Source organism: Gemmata sp. (genome assembly GCF_051859125.1).
Classification (GTDB): domain Bacteria; phylum Planctomycetota; class Planctomycetia; order Gemmatales; family Gemmataceae; genus Gemmata.
The window spans coordinates 1-20,137 of sequence record NZ_JBHYGG010000042.1; the positions used below are offsets into that span (position 1 = coordinate 1).

The following is a 20,137-nucleotide window of genomic DNA, read 5'->3' on the forward strand; positions in this document are numbered from 1 at the left end:
AGGGTAAGCGTGGCTCCCTCGCTCGGCGCTCGGGCTCGGACCAGAGTCACGGCCCGGCCCTCGCCCGATCACTGGGCGTCAGTCGCTGTCGGGCCGCGGGCGGCGGCCGCCGCCCGGGGGCGGACCGCCAGGCCGGCCACCGGGGCCGCCGAACCCGCCCGGCCCCGACATCGCCGCTTCGAGCTTCTTCACCTGCTCGGCGTCGAGGACGCCCTTCAGTTCCTTCATCAGCTCGCCGCGGAGCTTCTCGAACCCCTCGCGGGCGGCCTCGCGGTCGACGGCGCCGTCGCGGAGCTTCTCGCCGAACTCCATCACCTTCTTGCCGTGCGCCGCGATGATCTCGCGGGCCTGCTTCTCCTGCTTCTCGGTCAGGTTCAACTCGCCCAGCGCGCGGCCCATTCCGCCGGGACCGCCGCCCGGTCCGCCAGGCCCCATCGGGCCGCCGGGGCCGGGGCGGTCGCCACCCGGGCGCTCGCCGGCCTGCCCCGGGCGCTCGCCACCCGGCCCCATCGGGTCGCCGCGGCCGGGCCGACCCGGTTGCGGGCCGCGCTCGATCATGGCGATGACGTTGCGGGCCGCGACGGCCTTCACGGTGTCGTCGCCGTCGGCGAGTTTCTTCAGTGCGGGAACGGCCTGCGGGCCGACGTGGACGAGCGCGGCGCGGGCACTGTCGCGGACCGTGTCGTGCGGGTCGGCGATCTTCTCGACGAGCACCTTCACCCACGCGTCGACGGTCGCGTCGGGCCGCGGGGCCGGCCGCTCGCTCATCGGGTCGCGCTTCTCGTCGCGGCCCTTGCGCTCGGCCCCGCCCTTCTTGTCGTCGCCGCCCCGGCGCTCGGGCGGTTGCGCGACGACCACGGTCGCGCCAACGGCCGCGACCAGTGCGGCGGGGGCCAGGACCTTCGTGAGCCAGAACATGGAACGCCTCGTGGGAGTGGGGGCAACCTTCGGGTCCGCCCCGTGCGGGCGGGTCTGTGAGAAGAAACGCGAGCCTCTCACCACCGGAGACACCCGGCCCGAGAATTTTCGCGCGCCGCCCGGTCCGTGGGGACGAACAAGGGGTTGCGTCGTGTCCGGTCCGAGCCCGAGCGCCGAGCGAGGGCAAGCGTGGTCCCTCGCTCGGCGCTCGGGCTCGGACCGGACCGGCCCTTTGCCGCGCCGCTTGATCCACCGCACCCGCGGTCACTCGCCCGCCTTCCCCTTGCCGGGGGTGCGGTAGTCGAGCGGCGGGGGCTGGTCCTTGTCGAGCATCGCCTCGTACTTCTTCCCCTCCAGCCGCTTCTTGTGCTCGGCCTTGGCGGCCGCCACCAGGGCCGGGTCGGCGAACAGGTCGTAGGCGGTCGCCGCGAGCGTGCGGGCCGCGAGGTTCATCCCCTTCTTGCCGATCGTCGTGCCCCCGCACGCGACCGCCTGCCACGAGTGCCCCGGCGTCCCCGGCACCCAGCACGACGTGCCGAACCCGGTCACCGGCACCACCCACGACACGTCGCCCACGTCGGTGCTGCCGCCGCTCGACTTGCCCGCCGAGTCGAACACCTTGGCGACCTCGTCCAGGTCCACCTTGTCGGGGAACGTCTCCTGGATGCGGAGAGCGAACTTCGTCTCGTCGGCGTCGTACTTCAGGTCGTTGAGCGCCGTCAGGTTCTTCTTCGCCAGCTCGGAGAGCGTGTTGTTCGGGAGGATCTCCATCGTGCCGCCGAGGTACACGACTTCGAGCCTCGTCTCGGTCGCCAGCGCCGCGCCCTGCGCGCACTTCAGCAGCCGCGGGTACAGTTGCTTGACGACCTCGGCCTTCGGGTGCCGGACGTAGAAGAACCCCTCCGCGAACTCGGGCACCACGTTCGCCGCGCCGCCGCCGCTGGTGACCGCGTGGTGCAACCGCGTGCCGTCGGGCGTGTGCTCGCGGAGCAGTTCGACCGCGTGCATCGCGAGCAGCAGGGCGTCGAGCGCCGAGCGGCCCTTCTCGGGCGACCCGGCGGCGTGCGAGGCGGTCCCGTGGAACCGGAACTTCACGGCGATCCGGGCCAGGCACGTCGCGTCGCCGGCGGTGTTGCGGCTCCCCGGGTGCCAGTGCAGCACGGTGTCGCAGTCGTCGAACAGCCCGGCCCGCGCCATGAACACCTTCGCGGCCCCTCCTTCTTCTGCCGGGCACATGTAGAACCGCACCGTACCTCTGATCTTCCCGGCCTTGATCTGCTCGCCGACGGCCAGCGCCGCCGACAGCGACGCGACCCCGAACAGGTGGTGCCCGCACGCCTGCCCGTTCCCGTTGCCGTCGGCCCGCGGCTTGCGGAACGGCACCGCCTCCTGGCTCAGTTCGGGCAGCGCGTCGAACTCGCCCATGACGCCGATCACCGGCTTGCCGGTGCCGAACTCGGCGGTGAACGCGGTGGGGATGCCGGCGACCCCCTTCTTCACCGCGAACCCGGCCCTCTCGGCGACCTCGGCCAGCGCCGCGGCCGACTTCTTCTCCTGGTAGCCGGGCTCGGCCCACTCCCAGATCTTCAGCGCGGTGGGCCAGTTCGCGTCGGCGTGGGCGGCCGCGGCCCTCACGGCGGCGTCCTTCTGCGCGTGCGCCAGGGCGGGGGCCAGGAGCAGTGCGGCGAGTGCAAGCGTTCGCATGTGGGGCTCGGCTCGGTGCGGGCGGGCGGAACTGCAATTGTCACGCATGGGGCCCCACCGGGCAACGGGTTCCGCCGCCCCTACACTGACCCGGGAGGAGCCCGGCCCATGACCCTGACCGACGTGTTCGGCGCGAGCGAAGTCTTAACGGCGATGATCACCCCGGCGGTGCTCATCTCGGCGTCGGGCACGCTGGTGCTCTCGACCTCGAACCGGCTCGGCCGCGTCGTGGACCGGGTCCGCAAGCTGAGCGACGCGGCCGAGGGGCTGCCCGACGAGTCGGCGGCGGTCGAGGTGGTCGAGAAGCGGGCGCTCATCGCGGACCAGGTGCGGTGGCTCACGAAGCGGCTCGGCCTGCTCCAGACCGCGCTCATCTTCTTCTACGGGTCGATCGGGCTCCTCGTCGCGTCGAGCCTCACGGTGGGCCTGTCCACCACGGCCAAGGGGGCGCTGCTCTGGGTGCCGGTGCTCCTCGCGCTGCTCGGTGCGACCGGGCTGATGGTCGGCGCGCTCGTGCTGCTCACCGAGGCCCGGACCGCCGTGAAGGGGTCGTTCCACGAGATCGAGTACATCCGCAAGGTGGTCGCCCGCAAGACGACGATGAAGGTGGTGCTCGCCGAGAAGCCCGAGGGCGGCCAGGGCGAGGGGTAGCCTCCTTCGGCGAGCCGATTGCACTTTGGCGAGCGGGGGACGTGAGTCCCCCGGTAGAACCTCGATTCTCACTTACCGGGGGACTCACGTCCCCCGCTCGCCAAAATCTCGGGGACACCCGCGGCGCAAGTTGGGCTTGGCACGCCCGGCGGGGCGGATTACCTTCCGGCCCGAGCACACCCTCGGCAGCCGGAAAGGACGCCCGCATGCCCGCACGCGACCCCGCACTCATCCACCCCACGGCCGTCGTCTCCGAGGCCGCTCAGCTCGCGCCGGACGTGCGGGTCGGGCCGTTCGCGGTGATCGAGGGCGACGTCCGCGTCGGGGCCGGCACCGTCGTCGGCCCGCAGACGCACCTGATCGGCCCGCTCACCCTGGGCGCGAACAACCACGTCGGCACCGGCACCGTGCTCGGGGGCGCGCCGCAGCACCTCGGGTACAAGGGCGAGCCCACGACCGTCGAGGTCGGCGACGGGAACACGTTCCGCGAGCACGTTACCGTCCACCGCGGGATGCCGGTCGGCGTCGGCCCGGGGACCGGGACCACGCGGGTCGGGCACCGGAACCTGTTCATGGCCGGGAGCCACGTCGCGCACGACTGCGTCGTCGGCAACGAGTGCCTGTTCGCGAACGCTGCGGTGATCGGCGGGCACGTCGTCGTCGGGGACCGGGCGCTGCTCAGCGGGAACTCGGCGGTCCACCAGTTCTGCCGGGTCGGGCGGCTCGCGCTGCTCAGCGGCGCGTCGGCGTCGAGCAAGGACATCCCACCGTTCTGGGTGATGCAGGAGGTGAACTGGGTGTGCGGGGTGAACACGATCGGGATGCGGCGGGCCGGCATCGCGTCGCCCGAGATCCAGGCCGTGCGGCGGGCGTTCTCGCTGATCTACAAGGACAAGATGCCGATCCCGGTGGCGCTGATGAAGATGGAGGCCGAGTGGGGCCAGTTCGCGGCGGTCCGGGAGTTGGCGCAGTTCATCCGCACGTCGAAGCGCGGCATCTGCGGCGGCCACCGGTTCCACGGCCACGGCGAGGGCGAGGGCGACGGCGAGACCCGCGAGAGCGCCGCCGCGTGACCACCGGGTCGCTCCGGGGGCGGCCCCGGGGCCGCCCCCGGAGCGGCGTCACAGACCGAAGTCGAACTGGAATGGCGACGGGCCGGCCGCGACGACCAGCCGGCCCACCTTGTCCAGCGCCAGTTCTGTGAAGTACATGTTCCCGTCGCTGCCGAGGGTGATGCGGTGGAACACGGTGCCCGTGCTGGGCACCTGGTAGTTCGTCACCGCGACCCCCCGCAGGTCCCCCGCGGGGGCGGTCAGGATCTCGCTGCTCAACTTGATGATGTAGTCCGGGCCGCTCGGGACCGGGTTGTTCGGGTCCACGTAGCTCTGCGTGTACAGGTTCCCGGCCCGGTCGAACGCCAGCCCGGCGAGGATCGAGTTGCTCTGCGGCTTCGGCACCGCGAACTCGGCGAACGACCCGTCGGTGGTGCTGATCCGCGCGACCTTGTGGCCCGCCTCCTCGCTGAACCACATGAACGGCCGACCGAGCGGGTCCGGGGTGATGACGATCGGGCGGCTGTTCCCGGTCGGGATCGGGAACTCGGTCACGACCCCCGCGGCCGTCACCCGGAAGATCGCGTTCCCGACCAGTTCCGTGCCCCAGATGTTGCCGTCCGGCCCGAGCGACAGGTAGATCGGCACCGAGCCGACCGTCGGCAACTGGAACGTGTCGATCGACCCGTCCGGGTTCACCCGGCCGACCGTCCCGGTCGCCTTGCCGGTGAACCAGATCGTCGCTCCGTCCGCCCCCAAAACGAAGTCGTGCGGGGACGGGTTGAGCGCCGGGTCGGGGCCGCCCGGCAGGCCGACGAACCGCGTGTCGATGGTCCGGAGGACCGCGCCCGTGGTTGGGTCCACCTGCGCGAGCAGGGCCGCGAACTCCAGGGAGACGAAGAACCGCCCCTGGTCGTCGAAGAACATGCCGTGCGGCCCCAGCGGGGCCGCGACCCCCGGCACGCTCAGCGGGTACTCGGTCTGCCCGCCGGTGGCCGAGTCGAACAGCACCAGCGCGTCGTGCTTCTGGCCGGTGATCCAGAAGAACCCCGGCCGGGTCGGGGCCTCGACGATCTCGTGCGTGGACGGGGCGCCCGTGGTGTAGTCGAGTTGGTACTCGGTCACGAGCGGGCTGGCGAGCGGCACCCCGCCGCCGGTCGCGAGGTGGCGCACGTTCACCGCCGACGACAGGAACGCCACCTCGACGGACCGGATCGTGCCCCCGGGGGCGTCCCAGAGGGCCGCGTACGCCCGCACCTCGGCCGGCGTCGCGGCCCGCCCGAGGCCCGCCCGGAACATCCCGCGGATCCGCCGGTTGTGGAACTCCTGCGAGTCGAGCATCGCGGCCGCGAGGTCCGCGCGGGACGCACCGGCGGCCAGCGCGTCCGTCGCGGCGGTCACCTCGGCCGGGGCGGGCGTCCGGTCGAACAGCACCCGGTACAGCCCGGTCGCGTAGTCCGCGTCGGTCGTGTACCGGGCCGAGAACCGGGCGGACGCGAGGAACCGGGTCATCACCTCGGCCTCGGGCACCCCCGCGTCGAGGACCGCGACCCAGGCGGCCTTGGCGGCGGGGGTCGGGGTGCGGCCGTAGTACGCCCCGAAGTAGGCGGTGACCTCCAGCCCGCGGAACTCGGGCGTGCTCCACACCTGGTTCGCCACCCGCCGGACCGGGACGCCGGCCTCCAGCTCGTTGCCCAGCCGCCGGAGTTCGGCGGCGTTCGGGTCGCGGTGCAGGATCTGGTGGTACAGGCCGGTGACCACGTTGTCGGCGGCCTGCGGCGAGAGGCCCGCGGGCACCTCGCGGCTCTCGAGTTGTTCCACGGACAGGGAGGGGCGGCGGGGCGTCACGGGCGACTCCGGGGCGACTCGGGGCACGCGAGCCGCGCGGGCCGGGGCGGCCCGGCGGCGGTGCGGGAGGGTGAAGCAGATTGTCGAGGGGCCGCGCGGCGCGGTCAAGCGCGGAACCGGTGCCGCGCGGGGCGGTCGGTTCGGTCGTGCGAGTCGTGCCGGTTGTCCTACCCGTGCAGGTCGGGGATCGGGGCGTACTCGGACATCTGGAGCACCTCGCGGCTCACGCCGCGGGTCACGCGGAGCTTGCCCACGTCGAACATCGTGTGCATCACGGTGCCGATCAGGTTCGGGATGCGGACCGGGTCGGTGTTCGGCTCGCCGCCGTTGGCGGTCGACTTCCCGATGACCACGCCCCGCGGCAGCCCGCCCCCGGCCAGGAGCAGCGGGCCGAGCGGCCCCCAGTGGTCGCGGCCGCCGTTCTTGTTGATCCGCGGCGACCGGCCCATCTCGCCGCACGCCACCAGCAGCACCTTGTCTTCGAGGCCGCGCTGGCGGAGGTCGTCGAGGAACACGCTCACCGCGTGGTCGAGCGGCGGCCCCATGTAGCCCATGCCCTCGGTCACCGTGGCGTTGTTGCTGTCGGCGTGCATGTCCCACACGAAGTTCGTCGTCACCGTGACGAACCCGGCCCCGCGCTCGATCACCCGCCGGGCCACCAGCAGGAGCTTCCCGAGCGTCCGGGCGTTGTCGGCGTAGTGCTTGTGGTTGTTCCACTTCTTGCTGATCTTGTCCACGGCGATGAGCTTCGACGTGTCGTACCGCTCGACGGTCTTCGGGTCCTCGCGGGCCAGGTCGAACGCCTCGCCGACGCCGCCGAGCAGGATCGAGAACGCCTTCTGCCGCGACGCGTCCATCGCCCCGGCGTCGGTCTCCATGCCTTGCTTCAGTTGATCGAACCCGCTCAGCAGCGAGCGGCGGTCGTCGAGGCGGTCGAGCGGGAGGTTGAGCGTCATGTCCTTCTTGAGCGAGCCGCCGCCGTCGGGCTGGAACGGCGCGGCCGACGCCGCGAACGGGCCGTTCGAAATGAACTTGCCGAACCCGGACTGCTCGACGCCGGCGTTCGGGTCGACGGCCCGCGGGAACAGCACGACGTTCGACGGCATCCCGTTCTCGGGGTTGTTGCCGCCGGCGACGCTCGCGTAGGCCGAGCCGAGGTTCGCGCCGAACCCGTCCTTGCCGACGATGGGCTTGATGTCGTGGTTGCCGTCGCCGGGGACGTAGGACCGCACGATGGCGAGGCGGTCGGCCATCGCCGCGAGCTTCGGGAACGACGCGCCGAACGTGACGCCCGGGATGCGGGTCGGGATCTCGCCGGTGGCGCTGCGGACCTCGGCCGGGGCCGTCATCTTCGGGTCGAACGTCTCGAACTGGCTCGGGCCGCCGTGCAGGAACAGGAACACGACGGCCTTGTCGGTGATCGGCCGGCCGGCTTCCGACAGCGGCACGCCGGCCTGCGAGAGAATCGACGGGAGCGACAGGCCGCCGAGCGTGAGGCCGCCAACCGTGAGGAAGTCGCGCCGGCCGAGGCGGGAGGGGGTGCCAATCCTGAGCATGTGAGACTCCGGACGGGATCTGACGGGAGGCGGGGGTAGGCTGAGGGCAGTGTACCACGCGACGCGCGGCGGTCACAGGAGATAAATCCCGCCCGACCGCGGGGGCAGACACCGAGGCACGAGAGAGGGGTGAGACTCGTGCAGCGAGATTCGGAGCGCCGGGGACCGTGGCGAGCCGGGAGCGTCAGCGAGCGGACGGAGTTCTTGTGGAGCGCCCACCTCCGGTCGCTGACGCTCCCGGCTCGCCGGGCACCTGGTCCGACTCCACACGCGGACCCAATCCCGTGGTGCGGTGACTCAGACAAGAAGCAAGCACGCCCGCCCGTCGCGAACGACGGGCGGGCGTGGCGCGTGGCTTGGCAGATCAGGTCACTTGCTCGCGGGGGTGGCGTCGGCTTCGAGGTCGCCGAGCGCGTACTGGATGCCGGCGAGGTAGTGCTTCAGGACTGTCGGGTTCCAGTAGATCTCCTCGCGGTGGCCCAGCGAGCAGTAGAAGCACCGGCCCTTGCCGTGCGTGTTGATCCAGCTGATCGGGTACGACCCGTCCTTCCGCTTGCCGCCGGCCCGGTCCTTCTCGTCCATCTTCTCGATGTCCATGGCGAGCAGGTAGCGGCGGTCGGTGGCCAGGGCGGTGTCGTCGCGGAACATGTAGATCTCGTCGGCGATGACGAAGTCCTTGCCGTCGAACGCGGCGTTGATCGGGCTCTTCGGGTCGACCACCTTCACCGGCACCGGCTTGTGCCACGGGTGGCTCACGAACGCCCCGCCCATCATCTGGTTGTACTCCTTCCAGTTCTTGTACGTGTCGGTCGCCGCGTGGACGCCGATCAGCCCCTTCCCGCCGGAGACGAAGTCCACGAGGCTCTTCTTCAGCAGCTCCTCGCGCTGCTTCGCGGCCTCGACCTGCTCCTTGTTGTTCTTGTCGGCGACCTTCGGCTGGAAGCAGTCGTTGGTGGTGTTGAGCATGAACACGGCGTCGAACTTGGCGAGCTTCTCGGGCTCGAAGAACGACTCGTCCTCGGTGGCGGTCACGGTGTACGCGCCGGTCTTGTCGCCCATCATGGTGATGGCGCGGGTGCCGATCGCGATGGACGAGTGGCGGAACCCGGCCGTCTTGCTGAACACGAGGATGTTGCGGGCGGCCTTGGGCTTGGCCGGGGCGCTCTCGGGCAGCGCCTTCTCGACCTTCTCGACCATCTTCGGGTCGGGGCCGGCGGGCTTCTTGTCCTGGGCGGTGGCGGCGACGGTCGTCGCGACGCCGAGGAGCAGGGGGAGGACGAGGCGCTTCACGGGAGGTCTCCGGGGAAGGAGCGAACGGGACGGGCGGACAGGGTTTCGGCCGGACGGTTGTTGTATGCGCCGGCGGTACCGGGGCAGACATTCTTGTCTGCCCGGCCCCATCAGAACTACACCGCGACTTCCTTCTTCTCGCGGGCCGACTTGGCGAGCGCGTCGAGCACCTTGAGCGTCTTCACCGCCTCGTCCGCGTTCGGGTGCGGCTCGCGCTTCTCGAACACGGCCGCCGCGAAGTCGTCGAGCATGTGGACCATCTGGTTCTCGCCGGGCGTTTCGACCACCTCGACCTTCTCGCCGAACTCGCCGTCCTGCTGGCACAGGTGGAACGCGGCCCTGTCGTCCGGGATCCACATGTTCGGGACGCGGAGGGTCTTCTCGGTGCCGACGATCTCGACCCAGGTGCGGAGCGGGTGCGTGAACCCGCAGTCGAAGTGCGCCGTGCGGCCGTCGGCGAACATGAGGACGCCGCTCATGGCCACGTCCACGCCGTTGACGAACTCGGCGCGCGCCCACACGCTCACCGGCTCGGCCCGCATCCACCAGCGGATCGCGTAGGTGGTGTAGCACCCCACGTCGAGGAGCCCGCCGCCGCCGGCCTGCGGTTGCATGCGGATGTTGGAAGTCGGGAGCCCGTCCAGGTTGAACGTGAACGCGGCGACGACCGTCTTGACCTGGCCGATCGCCCCCGAATCGAGGAGCTTGCCGATCTTGTGCGTCCGCGGGTGGTGCGGCCACATGAACCCGTCCATGAGGCGGACGCCCTTCGACCGGCAGTACGCGACGAGCGCCGCGGTGCTGGCCGCGTCGCACGTCATCGGCTTCTCGCACAGGACGTGCTTGCCGGCGTCGGCGGCCTTGCGGGTCCACTCGTCGTGCATGTGGTTGGGCAGCGGGACGTACACCGCGTCGATGTCCGGGGCGGCGAGCAACTCCTCGTAGCTGCCGTAGGCCTTGGGGATGTTGTTCTTCGCGGCGCTGGCCTTCGCCTTGTCGAGCGTGCGGCTGGCGATGGCCCGCAGGTCGGCCGTCCTGGCGTTCTGGAGCGGCCACATGAGGCGGTCGTTGATGCCGGCGACGCCGAGGATGCCCCAGCGGAGTTTCTGGCTCATGGTGTGCGTGTCGGAGAAGGGGAGGGTGATGCGGATAGAGTACGGGCCGGACCGGCCGGGCACACCCCGGGCCGCCCTCAGCGGGGAGCGAGCCGGGCGAGTGCGGCGGCCGCTTCCGACGCGAGCGCCGGGCCGCCCTCCTTCACCCACTCCACCAACAGGTCGCGGGCCGCCGGCGTACCGATCCGCTCCGTCGCCTCGACCGCCCGGACCGCCCGCAGGCGCGCCGCACCGAGCGGCCCCGAGATCGGCCCCAGCAGTCGGGCCGCGCGAGCCCTCACTTCTGGCACGGGCGACTCGGCGGCCTCCCGGGACAACTCGCGTTCCGCACGCTCGCCCAGCGCCGCCAGGGCGCGCTCGGCCGCCTCGCGTGTGGCAAAGTCTTCGTCGCCCAGTCCGGCGATGAGCTGCGCCACCCGCCCCGCGTCCGCTTGCCGGAATCGCTCGCGGAGCAGGGTGAGGGCACCTGGGTCGGCAATGAGTGCATCGACCGCCGCCAGCCCGACCCGGGCGTCCCGGCTCGCGAGGCGTGCCCACGTGTCGCCCGCGGCGCGGACGGCCCGCGATTCGAGCGCCCGGTAGTCCCACACACTGAACGTCGTGTCCGGGTGGGCGACCACCAACCGCGTGCCGTCCGGGGTGAAGGCGCACCCGGTCGCGCCGCCGGGCGCGTCGAACCGGAACGCCTCGGACCCGGTCGCCGTCTCCCACACGCGGACCGTTCCCGGTCGCCCCTCCCGCGGCCAGTCCCGGTCGCCGTCGATCACGGCCGCCACCCGCCGCCCGTCCGGCGAGAACGTCGCGTCCGGGCACCACCGCGTCTGGTCCCGCACGGTGGTGAGCCGCACCACGCGGTGCTCACCGCCGGAGAGGTGCCACAGGTTGAGCCCCCGCCACCACGTCGCGAGGTACCGGCCGTCCGGGCTGAACCCCGGGGGGGTCGCACACGCGGGCGGCACGCGGCCGCACGCGGGAAACCCTTCACCGCGGTAGCTTTCGAGTTCGACCCACCCGGCGTTGGCGGCGCGCGTGTCGCGGACGCGAAGTGCGTCGCGACTTCGCGACGAGACGAACCAGCGGCCGTCGGGCGACGCGAAACACGAACCGGAAAGAGCCGGCACCGCCGGCGCGGCCGGCCCGTTGGGGAGCGGGTGCGACGCGACGTCGCCAGTGTGACGGTTCACGAGCCACACGCGGTCCCTTCCGTCGAGGCCGACCAACAGCCATTCTTTGTGCTGCTTGGGGCCGTTCGCGACCTGCCCCGTGGCGGCGTCGTGGACGACCGTATTCATGTTGAACGTCGCCGACGTGATCGCCCACCGCCCGTCCGGCGAAAGGGCAACACTGGACGGCCCCCAGAGATCCGCCCCGGGGGTGATCGGGGCCGAGGCGAGCAATCGACCGCGGGGCACGTCCCACGTTCGCATCATCGCGCCGCCGGCCGCGAGCATCCGCGTTCCGTCGGCGGAGAGGCGGATGCGATCGGCGGGGTGGGCAGCCCCGTCGAGGTCGGGGAGGAGCGGTTTGCCGGTCGCCACGTCGAACAACCGGACGGAGTGTCCGTCGGCGACCGCCAGCACCTTGCCGCCGGGCGACGCGGTGAACGACTCGTGTTGCGGAACCGCCTGGAACTTGCTGGCCGGGACCGGCACGAGCGCGTCCGGGTCGAGGGTGACCCAGCCGCCCTTGTCGTGGTCGACCCCGAGGAGGAGTCCGCCCTCGATCACTTGGACGCGATGAAGGCGCGCGCCGCGACCTTCCGGAGTGAGTCGTTGACCGGTGACCGGGTCAAGGGCTCTCATCGGGGCTTCAAAGGCCGCGACGATGCGGTCCCTGCGGGGCCAGTACACAGAATCGTAGGACCCCCACTGATCGCCCGTGAGGTGCCGCACGGGGGCGCTACCGTTGGTCGCGGCCACCACCAGCGTGTGCCCCCGAGTGCGCGCCACAACTTGCTGGCCGTCGGGGGAGAACGCCACGCAGTTCCGCCCCCGTGGGAGCTCCGCCCCGATGGCCGCAAGTACCCGTGGGGGAGTAGCCGGGTCGAACGCCCAGACCATCAACTCGCCCTTCTCACTGACCCCGGCAATCACGGTGCCGTCGGGCGAAACGACGGGCGGCGCGACCTCCCTCGCCAGTTTCCCGATCTCGCGAAAGTCTCCGGTCCGGGTGTCGAGAACGCCCCAGTCGCGCTCGGCATCCAATTCCCGGTGCGAGTACCCCTTGTGCCGCACGGCGAGGAGGTGCCGCGCGTCGGCCGACAGCCCACCGAGCGTGAACGCGCCGGTTCCGGCCCCCGGCACCCGCAACTCCCGGACGAGGCGGCCGGTGGCCGCGTCCCACAGCCGGACGACGGGCTCGGTCTGCGTCGTGGTCGCGAGCGTCCGGCCGTCGGGGGAGAACGCGACCGACCACACCGGGGCCGGGTGCTGAAACCCCGTCTCGCCGAACCGGGCCAGCAGCGCGAACGGTTGCGGACCCGACAGTGCCGGCATGGGGGCACCAACCGGTCCGGGTTCCGCGGTCACGAGGTCGATCGGATCGACGCGACTCGCGCCGTGCGGCCACGGCACCAGGGCCGCGCCCGTCGAAAGGCACACCACCACCGCGATGCGAAGTCGGGACACGGCAGTCCTCCCGGCGCCAGGGGCTGTTCCCCGATCCTACCCGACCGGAGCGCCCGCCGCACCTCTCACACCGCGACGAGTTCACCGGGGCCGCCCCCTTCTGTTCGCGGTCCGGCCCGGCGGATAAGCTAGCCGCTTCTGCCGCGCATTCCCATTCGGAGCCGCCCCATGGCCAAGATCAAGGTGAAGAACCCCGTCGTCGAGATGGACGGCGACGAGATGACCCGCATCATCTGGCAGAAGATCCGTGAGAAGCTCATCCTCCCGTACCTCGACATCGACCTCAAGTACTTCGACCTCGGCATCGAGGAGCGGGACCGCACCGACGACAAGGTCACGTTCGAGAGCGCCGAGGCCACCAAGCAGTACGGCGTCGCCGTCAAGTGCGCGACCATCACCCCCGACGAGGCCCGCGTCAAGGAGTTCAACCTCAAGCGGATGTACCCGTCGCCCAACGGCACCATCCGGAACATCCTCGACGGCACCATCTTCCGCGAGCCGATCGTCTGCAAGAACGTGCCGCGGCTCGTCGGCCACTGGGACAAGCCGGTCGTCGTCGCCCGCCACGGGTTCGGCGACCAGTACAAGGCGAGCGAGATCCTGTTCCCCGGGGCGGGCACGGTGAAGCTCACGTACACCCCGGCCGACGGCGGCCCCGCCATCGAGAAGGAAGTGTTCAAGGCCCCGAGCGGCGGCGTCACGCTCGCGATGTACAACCTCGACAGCTCGATCAAGGGGTTCGCACGGGCGTGCTTCAACTACGGCCTGGGCCGCGACTACTCCGTGTACCTCAGCACGAAGAACACGATCCTCAAGGTCTACGACGGCCGGTTCAAGAACCTGTTCCAGGAGATCTTCGACGCCGAGTTCAAGGCGAAGTTCGATGAGAAGAAACTGACCTACGAGCACCGCCTCATCGACGACATGGTCGCCGCGAACATGAAGTGGAGCGGCGGCTACCTGTGGGCGTGCAAGAACTACGACGGCGACGTGCAGTCCGACACCGTCGCTCAGGGGTACGGCTCGCTCGGCCTGATGACATCTGTGCTGACCACGCCGGACGGCAAGACGGTCGAGGCCGAGGCTGCGCACGGCACGGTCACGCGGCACTACCGCGAGCACCAGAAGGGGAAGAAGACCAGCACGAACCCGATCGCGTCGATCTACGCCTGGACCCGCGGGCTGATCTACCGCGGCAAGATGGACGGCACGCCGGAACTCGTGAAGTTCGCCGAGACGGTCGAGAAGGTCTGCGTGGACATGGTCGAGTCCGGCAAGATGACGAAGGACCTCGCCATCCTCATCAGCGACAAGACGCCGTACCTCGCGACCGAGGAGTACCTCGACGCCGTGGACGCCGAACTCAAGTCGCGCATGGCGTGACCTTTCGGCGACAGCGGCCGCAGAACGGAAGGCGGAGTCGGGCACGGGCACGGGCTGGGGCACGGGCACGGAGGAAGACGGGAAGATCGGGGGCGATGCGTCCTCCGGTTCTGATCCGTGCCCGCGTGCGTGCCCGTGCCCGTGCCCGATTGTCTTTCCCGCTTTTGGTTTCCCGCCTTCTCCCCTGTTCTTCGCTCTCCGAACCCCCGTTCGGAAATTGAACTTCAAACGCCCCCCGCGAATTGGGTAAACTGCGCAACAGCCCGAAAGTGGGGGAGGGCGCAGGCGATGGTGTGGGCGCTACTGGCGCAGGCGAGACCGGACCCGTTCCGCGAGCCCGAGGTCATCTGGGGCACCGCCGGCATCGCCGTCGCGCTGCTCGCGGGGGCGTTCGTGATCTGGCTCGTGGACAAGTGGCGGAAGAACGCCGCCGCGCCGCCCGACGCGACCGAGGAACTGAGCGGGTTCCGCGGCATGCTCCAGCGGGGCGAGATCACCGAGGAGGAGTACGCCCGGCTGCGGAACAAGGTGGCCGCCCGGGTCCGCGACGCGGTGGCCCGGGCCGGCGACGGCGTGGCGACCGGTGCGACCGGCACCGCCGGGGCGGCCGCCGGCCCGCCGGACCCGCTCCCGCCGGTGCCCCCGGGGGACGGGTCGCGCGGCCCCCCCGTCTGACTCGCCCAGCCTGCCAGAAGTGGAGAACCCGTACCGTCCGCCCGCCAGCCGCGCTGGGTTGCGCCTGTTCTCCCGAACCCGCGCCGCGCGACTGTTCCCCGGCGGTATGATTAGCCTGAAGACGCGGCCCCCCGCCCGTCACGCGAACAACCCCTGACCTCCGCCGGCCCGCACAAGAAAGCCCAGGACGATCATGGCTGAGAAAACCGGTGACACTGGCGTCCGCAAGCCCCCCGGCACCGCCGGGCGGAACCGCAACGCCTACTGCTCGTTCTGCCGCCGCTCGCACCGCGACGTCGGCCCCCTCGTCGAGGGGCCGGGCGACGTGTACATCTGCGGCGAGTGCATCGAGCTGTGCCAGTCCATCATCGACCAGGAGAAGAAGCGCCGCGGCGGGCCGAAGGCGTCCACCTCGAACATCCCGTCGCCCCGCTCCATCAAGGAGAAGCTCGACGGGTACGTGATCGGCCAGCAGCGGGCCAAGAAGGTGCTGTCGGTCGCGGTCCACAACCACTACAAGCGGCTCAGCATCGGCGAGTCCCGCGACGTCGAGATCGAGAAGAGCAACATCCTCTTCGTCGGCCCGACCGGCAGCGGCAAGACGCTCCTGGCCCGCACCCTCGCCAAGATCCTCGACGTGCCGTTCGCCATCGGCGACGCCACCACGCTCACCGAGGCCGGGTACGTCGGCGAGGACGTCGAGAACTTACTCCTGAAGCTGCTCCACGCCGCCGACTTCGACATCGAGGCGGCCCAGCGCGGCATCATCTACATCGACGAGATCGACAAGATCGCCAAGACGTCGCAGAACGTGTCGATCACCCGCGACGTGAGCGGCGAGGGCGTGCAGCAGGCCCTGCTCAAGATGCTCGAAGGGACCGTGTCGAACGTGCCCCCGCAGGGCGGCCGCAAGCACCCCGAGCAGCAGTACATCCAGGTCGACACGTCGAACATCCTGTTCATCTGCGGCGGGACGTTCGTCGGCATCGAGGACATCATCAGCCGCCGGCTCGGCCGCAAGAGCATCGGGTTCGGGGCGGTGAACGAGGCCCAGAAGGACCGCTCGCTGGGCGACCTGCTCAACCAGGTGACCGCCGACGACCTGATCGAGTTCGGCATGATCCCCGAGTTCGTCGGCCGGCTCCCGGTGCTCGCGCCGCTCGACCCGCTCGACGAGGAGGCGATGCTGCGGATCCTCACCGAGCCCAAGAACGCGCTGGTGCGGCAGTACCAGAAGCTGTTCGAGATGGAGGGCTCGGAGGTCGAGTTCGAGACGTCGGCCCTCAAGGAGATCGCGAACCGGGCCAAGGCCCGCGACACCGGCGCCCGCGGCCTGCGTGCGATCGTCGAAGAGGTGATGCTCGACGTGATGTACGACCTGCCGGAACTGGAGCACAAGGGCAAGCACGTCATCACCGCCGAGGTGGTCCGCGGCGAGCGCAAGCTCGGCGAGAAGAAGACCCCCGGCAAGAAGAGCGCGTAACGCGACCAGAGTAGGTTGGGGGAACTGACGCGGCCCGGCGAAAGCCGGGCCGCGTGCGTTTACTCTTGATAGCTGCAGCGAAACCTCACCATGGTCGACACCTCCCAACTACCAAAGGGCACGCGGCGAAGAAAGGCCCCCCCAAAGATCCCGGCCGGTCTGTTGCCGAAAAGGAAAGGGCGGGGGGGATAGAAATCATACCGCTCAGTGACGGGATTACACCAACAGTCGCCGATCAGAAACGTACCGTCGGGCCGCACGACCGTGGGCGCGTCGCGGAGATCGGGATACCTTTCGGCGAGCGCGGCTCGCGCCCGCTCGGGCGTCAGCGGGCGCGTGATCAGGATGACGTATACCGCGACGGACGCGAGCAACACGGCCGCGAGGCCGAGCCATTTCGCGCGCCTGCCGAACGCGAGCATGACAGCAACTCCTCACGCCAATGATGCGGGCAAAGGCCGGCCCCTCCCCCGAGTCCGGGGTGGGGCACCTGCGCCGCTTTCCAGCGTAGCGGTTCGAGGAGGCCGAGACGAGCGAGATCCGCTTGGCGGTGCGGGTCGCGGTTCGGGTCCGAGCCCGGCGGTTCGGGTCCGAGCCCGAGCGCCGAGCGAGGGGTGAGCGTGAACCCTCGCTCGGCGCTCGGGCTCGGACCCATGCGAATGCCACGACCCGCTCCCTCGCGGTCGCGGCTCGCCAGGGGCGACTACTTCGCGGCCTTCAGCTCGACCTTCGCCGTCCGGCCGGCGGTGACCTCGACGCCGGTGCGGAGGTCGCCCGACCGCACCTGGTACCGGCCCGCGGGGACGTTCGCGATGGTCGCGACGCCGTCCTTCGCCTCGCCCGCCAGGTCCAGCGCGAACTCCAGCCGGCCCAGGAACTTCTCGTCCGGGGCCGGGACGCCGAGATCGGCGGGGACGAGCCGCACGTCGCGGGTCCGCGGCGGGACCTTGACCTCGACGGTGCCCAGCGCGGTGCCCGCCAGCTTCAGGTCGGTCGTCACCTGCCCCCCGGCGGCCACCTCGGCCCAGGCCCACGCCAGCGGGCCGTCCTTCACCCGGGCGTGCACGAGGTAGCGGCCGGGTGGGAGGCGGGCGAAGTCGTAGTGCGGCACGAACTTCTCGAACCGCAGGCTCGCCGCCCGCGGGGCGAACGACCCGGACCGCACCGCGCCCCCGCCGCCGTCGTACACCGACGCGCCGCACCCGTCCGAGATCACCTCGCCGCCCGCGGTCCGGCCGACGTACCCGATCGTGACGAACTCGTCCTTCTTCACCGGGGGCGAGAGCGTGCCCCGGATGAACGGCGCGTCGTCCGCACCCGGGGGGTCGTTGAGCCCCCGCTTCCGCTCGGCGACGAACGTCCCGGCAAGGTAGCTGCGGGACGAGTCCGGCAGGCACAGGTAGATGCTGCCGGGGATCTTCCCCTTCTCGGGCTTGCCGAGTTCCAGCGTCAGCGCGTAGTCGTCGTTGATGAACTTGACGTCCGGCAGGCCCTTCTCGGAGCGGACCGCGGACTGGAGCGACGGGATGCGGTCCGTCCACCGCTGGTTCGGCCGCACGACGATCTTGACCCCGTCGCCGAGCTTCACCTGCTCGTGGATGGCGAGCACCACCTCCAGGTCGGCGAAGAAGTCCTTCCCCTGCCGGAGCGTGAGCCGGTGCCCTTCGAGCTCGACGCGGTCCGGGGCGAACGGCTTGCCGCCGAGCACGCCGGCCGCGGGGGCCGCCGGGACGACGTGCTTCGCCGGGTCGATCTCGTACGGGTCGGCTTTCCTCGTCGGGGCGGCCGCCTCGCCGGTGTCGCCGGGGGGCGCGACTTGCACCTGTGCGGGGTCCGCGGGCGGCTGCGCGCCCCCGCAGCCGAGGAGCGTTCCGAGGCACCCGGCCAGACCAACACTCGCAAGAACTCGCATCGCGGCGGCCTCCGAAGGGGCGGTGGTGGGACTACTGTAGGTTCGCCGCACGCCGCGGGGGATTGGAATTCGGCGGGAACCGGTTCGCGGGTCGCGGGGAAAGGTTTGGCCGCGGCCGCCGAACTGGGTTATAGAGACAGTCCCGCTCCACCGAGGACACCGCGATGGCCAACGGCGACACCCTCTCCCAAGAGTTCCAGCCCTTCGGGCTCCCGACCGGCAGCGTCCGCGGCATCCTGTCGCTGATGATCTGCTCGTTCTTCTGGATCCTGCTGCTCGTGCCGTGGGAGGCCCAGCGGACCGCCCCGATCGCCCACTTCTTCCTGCTCACGCTGGTGTTCCTGTCGTTCGCGTCGCACCCGGTCGACGCGGTCCGCAACTCCGCGACGCTCCCGTGGGTGCTCCGCATCCTGTTCGTGGGCGGGAGCATCGCGGTCGTCGCCTACGTCGGGTTCAAGGACCCGCACCGGCTCGCGGCGCAGCTCACGCCGAACGCGGCCGAGATCCCCGAGTGGCCGGTGCTGCTCGGGTGCCTCGCGGGCGGGTTCGGGGTGGCGCTGCTGCTGCGGTCGGTCCTCGGCCGGCAGAACCAGTTCTTCTACAGCATCCGGGCGTGGGTCGGCGTCATCGCGCTCTTCCTGCTGCTCGCCGAGACCGTGTTCCAGTTCGCCGTCCTCCCGAAGCTCTCGGACCAGCCGAGCATGCAGGCGATGCAGGTCTGGGAGGGCATCCTGATCGCCGCCACCGCCGCGTACTTCGGCTCGCGTGCGTGAGTGTTGAGGAGTGTTGGGTGTTGGGTGTTGGGAGTGTTGAAGAGTGTTGGGAGTGTTGAAGAGTGTTGGGTTGAACCGACCAGCTCAGGGCGCGCGAACAAACTCTCCTAACACCCAACACTCCCAACACTCCCAACACTCCCATCACTCTCAGTTGCGAAGCAATCCCAGCGCGACGCGGTCGAACGGCACGTCGCTGGTCGCCTGGACGAGCGAGACGCCCAGGCGGTTGCAGTCGCCCTTGAGCCGCGCCCGGAACGCGGCCACGGCCCGGCGGTAGCGGTCGAGCAGGTCCGCCGTCACCGTCACCTCGGCCGCCGTGCCGTCCTCCGCGTCGGTCAGCCGCAAGTCGCCCACCACCGTCGGTTCCACTTCTTCGGGCGCGAGGACCTGCACCGCGGCCGTGTCGAGCCCGCGGGACGCCAGGAACCGCAGGCCGTCGGCGAACCCGCCGCGGTCGAGGAAGTCGCTCAGCACCACGACCACCCCGCGGCCGCTCAGCGCCGGCGCGACCTGCCGCATCGCCCGGTTGAAGTCGCCGGCCCCCGCGGGCTCCAGCGCGTCGAGGAACGCCAGCAGCCGCGGCAGCGCCGGGCGGCCGCGGAGCGCCGGGCTCTTGCCCAGCACCGTGTCGGCGAACGCGGTGACGGTGACGCGGTCGAGGTTCACCAGCCCGACGAACCCGAGCGCCGCCGCGACCCGCTTCGCGAACAGCAGCTTCTGCGGCGCGCCGAACGCCATCGACCGGCTGACGTCGAGGAGCAGGTGAACGTGCAGGTCCTCGTCCTCGAGGAACAGCCGCAAGAACAGCCGCTCGAACCGGGCGAACAGCCCCCAGTCGAGGAACCGTAGGTCGTCGCCCGGGGAGTACGGGCGGAAGTCGGCGAACTCGGCCCCGCGGCCCTTGCGCTTCGAGAGCCGGTCGCCGCGCTGCCGCCCGGCCCGCACCTTGCGGGACACGAGTTCGAGCACCTCCAGCTTGCGGAGGACGTCCGGCGTCAGCAGCGGCTCGGCGCTCACGGGTCACGCTCCTCGGCGAGCGGGGGGCGTGAGCCCCCCGAGGTCTTGAGGTGGTGCGATCACTCGGGGGGCTCGTACCGAATCTGTTGCATTCGTATTGGTCCGAGCCCGAGCGCCGAGCGAGGGTTCA

Annotated in this window: 16 protein-coding genes; 6 read left to right on the forward strand and 10 right to left on the reverse strand. The window is 70.8% G+C overall.

The genetic code is table 11. The features are described from left to right. Positions 1-78 precede the first annotated feature (78 nt). A complete protein-coding gene (locus tag ACTIGN_RS05665) occupies positions 79-918 on the reverse strand; it encodes a hypothetical protein (RefSeq protein WP_439621835.1) in 840 nt (279 codons plus the stop codon). A 264-nt stretch (positions 919-1,182) separates the two neighbouring features. Next, positions 1,183-2,622 carry an amidohydrolase gene (locus tag ACTIGN_RS05670; protein ID WP_439621836.1) on the reverse strand — a complete coding sequence of 480 codons (1,440 nt, stop codon included), beginning with the start codon at positions 2,620-2,622 and terminating at the stop codon, positions 1,183-1,185. Positions 2,623-2,730: 108 nt separating this feature from the next. Between ACTIGN_RS05670 and ACTIGN_RS05675 the strand changes: the two genes are divergently transcribed. Continuing rightward, positions 2,731-3,273: a DUF2721 domain-containing protein gene (locus ACTIGN_RS05675; RefSeq protein ID WP_439621837.1), complete on the forward strand. Its 543-nt coding sequence runs from the start codon at positions 2,731-2,733 to the stop codon at positions 3,271-3,273. A gap of 206 nt (positions 3,274-3,479) precedes the next feature. Continuing rightward, a complete protein-coding gene (gene lpxA / locus ACTIGN_RS05680) occupies positions 3,480-4,346 on the forward strand; it encodes an acyl-ACP--UDP-N-acetylglucosamine O-acyltransferase (protein WP_439621838.1) in 867 nt (288 codons plus the stop codon). Positions 4,347-4,394: 48 nt separating this feature from the next. On the opposite strand, the gene ACTIGN_RS05685 is transcribed toward lpxA, so the two are convergent. From ACTIGN_RS05685 to ACTIGN_RS05705, 5 genes are all read right to left on the reverse strand, one after another. Next, positions 4,395-6,173: a virginiamycin B lyase family protein gene (locus ACTIGN_RS05685; protein ID WP_439621839.1), complete on the reverse strand. Its 1,779-nt coding sequence runs from the start codon at positions 6,171-6,173 to the stop codon at positions 4,395-4,397. 167 nt (positions 6,174-6,340) lie between these two features. Beyond that, entirely contained in the window at positions 6,341-7,729 is a 1,389-nt protein-coding gene (locus ACTIGN_RS05690) for a DUF1501 domain-containing protein (RefSeq protein ID WP_439621840.1), read from the reverse strand. A gap of 369 nt (positions 7,730-8,098) precedes the next feature. After that, complete coding sequence (locus tag ACTIGN_RS05695; protein ID WP_439621841.1) at positions 8,099-9,019, reverse strand: ThuA domain-containing protein; 921 nt, start codon at positions 9,017-9,019, stop codon at positions 8,099-8,101. A gap of 116 nt (positions 9,020-9,135) precedes the next feature. Continuing rightward, a complete protein-coding gene (locus ACTIGN_RS05700; RefSeq protein ID WP_439621842.1) occupies positions 9,136-10,134 on the reverse strand; it encodes a Gfo/Idh/MocA family protein in 999 nt (332 codons plus the stop codon). Positions 10,135-10,211: 77 nt separating this feature from the next. Then, positions 10,212-12,761 (reverse strand): WD40 repeat domain-containing protein, encoded by a 2,550-nt coding sequence (locus ACTIGN_RS05705; protein ID WP_439621843.1) that lies wholly within the window; start codon positions 12,759-12,761, stop codon positions 10,212-10,214. Between the two features lie 168 nt (positions 12,762-12,929). Here ACTIGN_RS05705 and ACTIGN_RS05710 point away from each other — a divergent pair, with 168 nt between their 5' ends. From ACTIGN_RS05710 to clpX, 3 genes are all read left to right on the forward strand, one after another. Next, positions 12,930-14,144 (forward strand): NADP-dependent isocitrate dehydrogenase, encoded by a 1,215-nt coding sequence (locus ACTIGN_RS05710; RefSeq protein ID WP_439621844.1) that lies wholly within the window; start codon positions 12,930-12,932, stop codon positions 14,142-14,144. Positions 14,145-14,432: 288 nt separating this feature from the next. Beyond that, positions 14,433-14,819 carry a hypothetical protein gene (locus ACTIGN_RS05715; RefSeq protein WP_439621845.1) on the forward strand — a complete coding sequence of 129 codons (387 nt, stop codon included), beginning with the start codon at positions 14,433-14,435 and terminating at the stop codon, positions 14,817-14,819. Positions 14,820-15,012: 193 nt separating this feature from the next. Beyond that, complete coding sequence (clpX, locus tag ACTIGN_RS05720; protein ID WP_439621846.1) at positions 15,013-16,302, forward strand: ATP-dependent Clp protease ATP-binding subunit ClpX; 1,290 nt, start codon at positions 15,013-15,015, stop codon at positions 16,300-16,302. Positions 16,303-16,361: 59 nt separating this feature from the next. On the opposite strand, the gene ACTIGN_RS05725 is transcribed toward clpX, so the two are convergent. Both ACTIGN_RS05725 and ACTIGN_RS05730 read right to left on the reverse strand, forming a co-directional pair. Next, complete coding sequence (locus ACTIGN_RS05725) at positions 16,362-16,724, reverse strand: hypothetical protein (RefSeq protein WP_439621847.1); 363 nt, start codon at positions 16,722-16,724, stop codon at positions 16,362-16,364. Between the two features lie 281 nt (positions 16,725-17,005). Then, entirely contained in the window at positions 17,006-18,214 is a 1,209-nt protein-coding gene (locus tag ACTIGN_RS05730; protein WP_439621848.1) for a hypothetical protein, read from the reverse strand. Positions 18,215-18,378: 164 nt separating this feature from the next. Between ACTIGN_RS05730 and ACTIGN_RS05735 the strand changes: the two genes are divergently transcribed. After that, positions 18,379-18,987 carry a hypothetical protein gene (locus ACTIGN_RS05735; protein ID WP_439621849.1) on the forward strand — a complete coding sequence of 203 codons (609 nt, stop codon included), beginning with the start codon at positions 18,379-18,381 and terminating at the stop codon, positions 18,985-18,987. Between the two features lie 150 nt (positions 18,988-19,137). Here the strand turns inward: ACTIGN_RS05735 and ACTIGN_RS05740 are convergent, their stop codons facing one another. Then, positions 19,138-20,007 carry a DUF58 domain-containing protein gene (locus ACTIGN_RS05740; protein WP_439621850.1) on the reverse strand — a complete coding sequence of 290 codons (870 nt, stop codon included), beginning with the start codon at positions 20,005-20,007 and terminating at the stop codon, positions 19,138-19,140. Positions 20,008-20,137 lie beyond the last annotated feature (130 nt).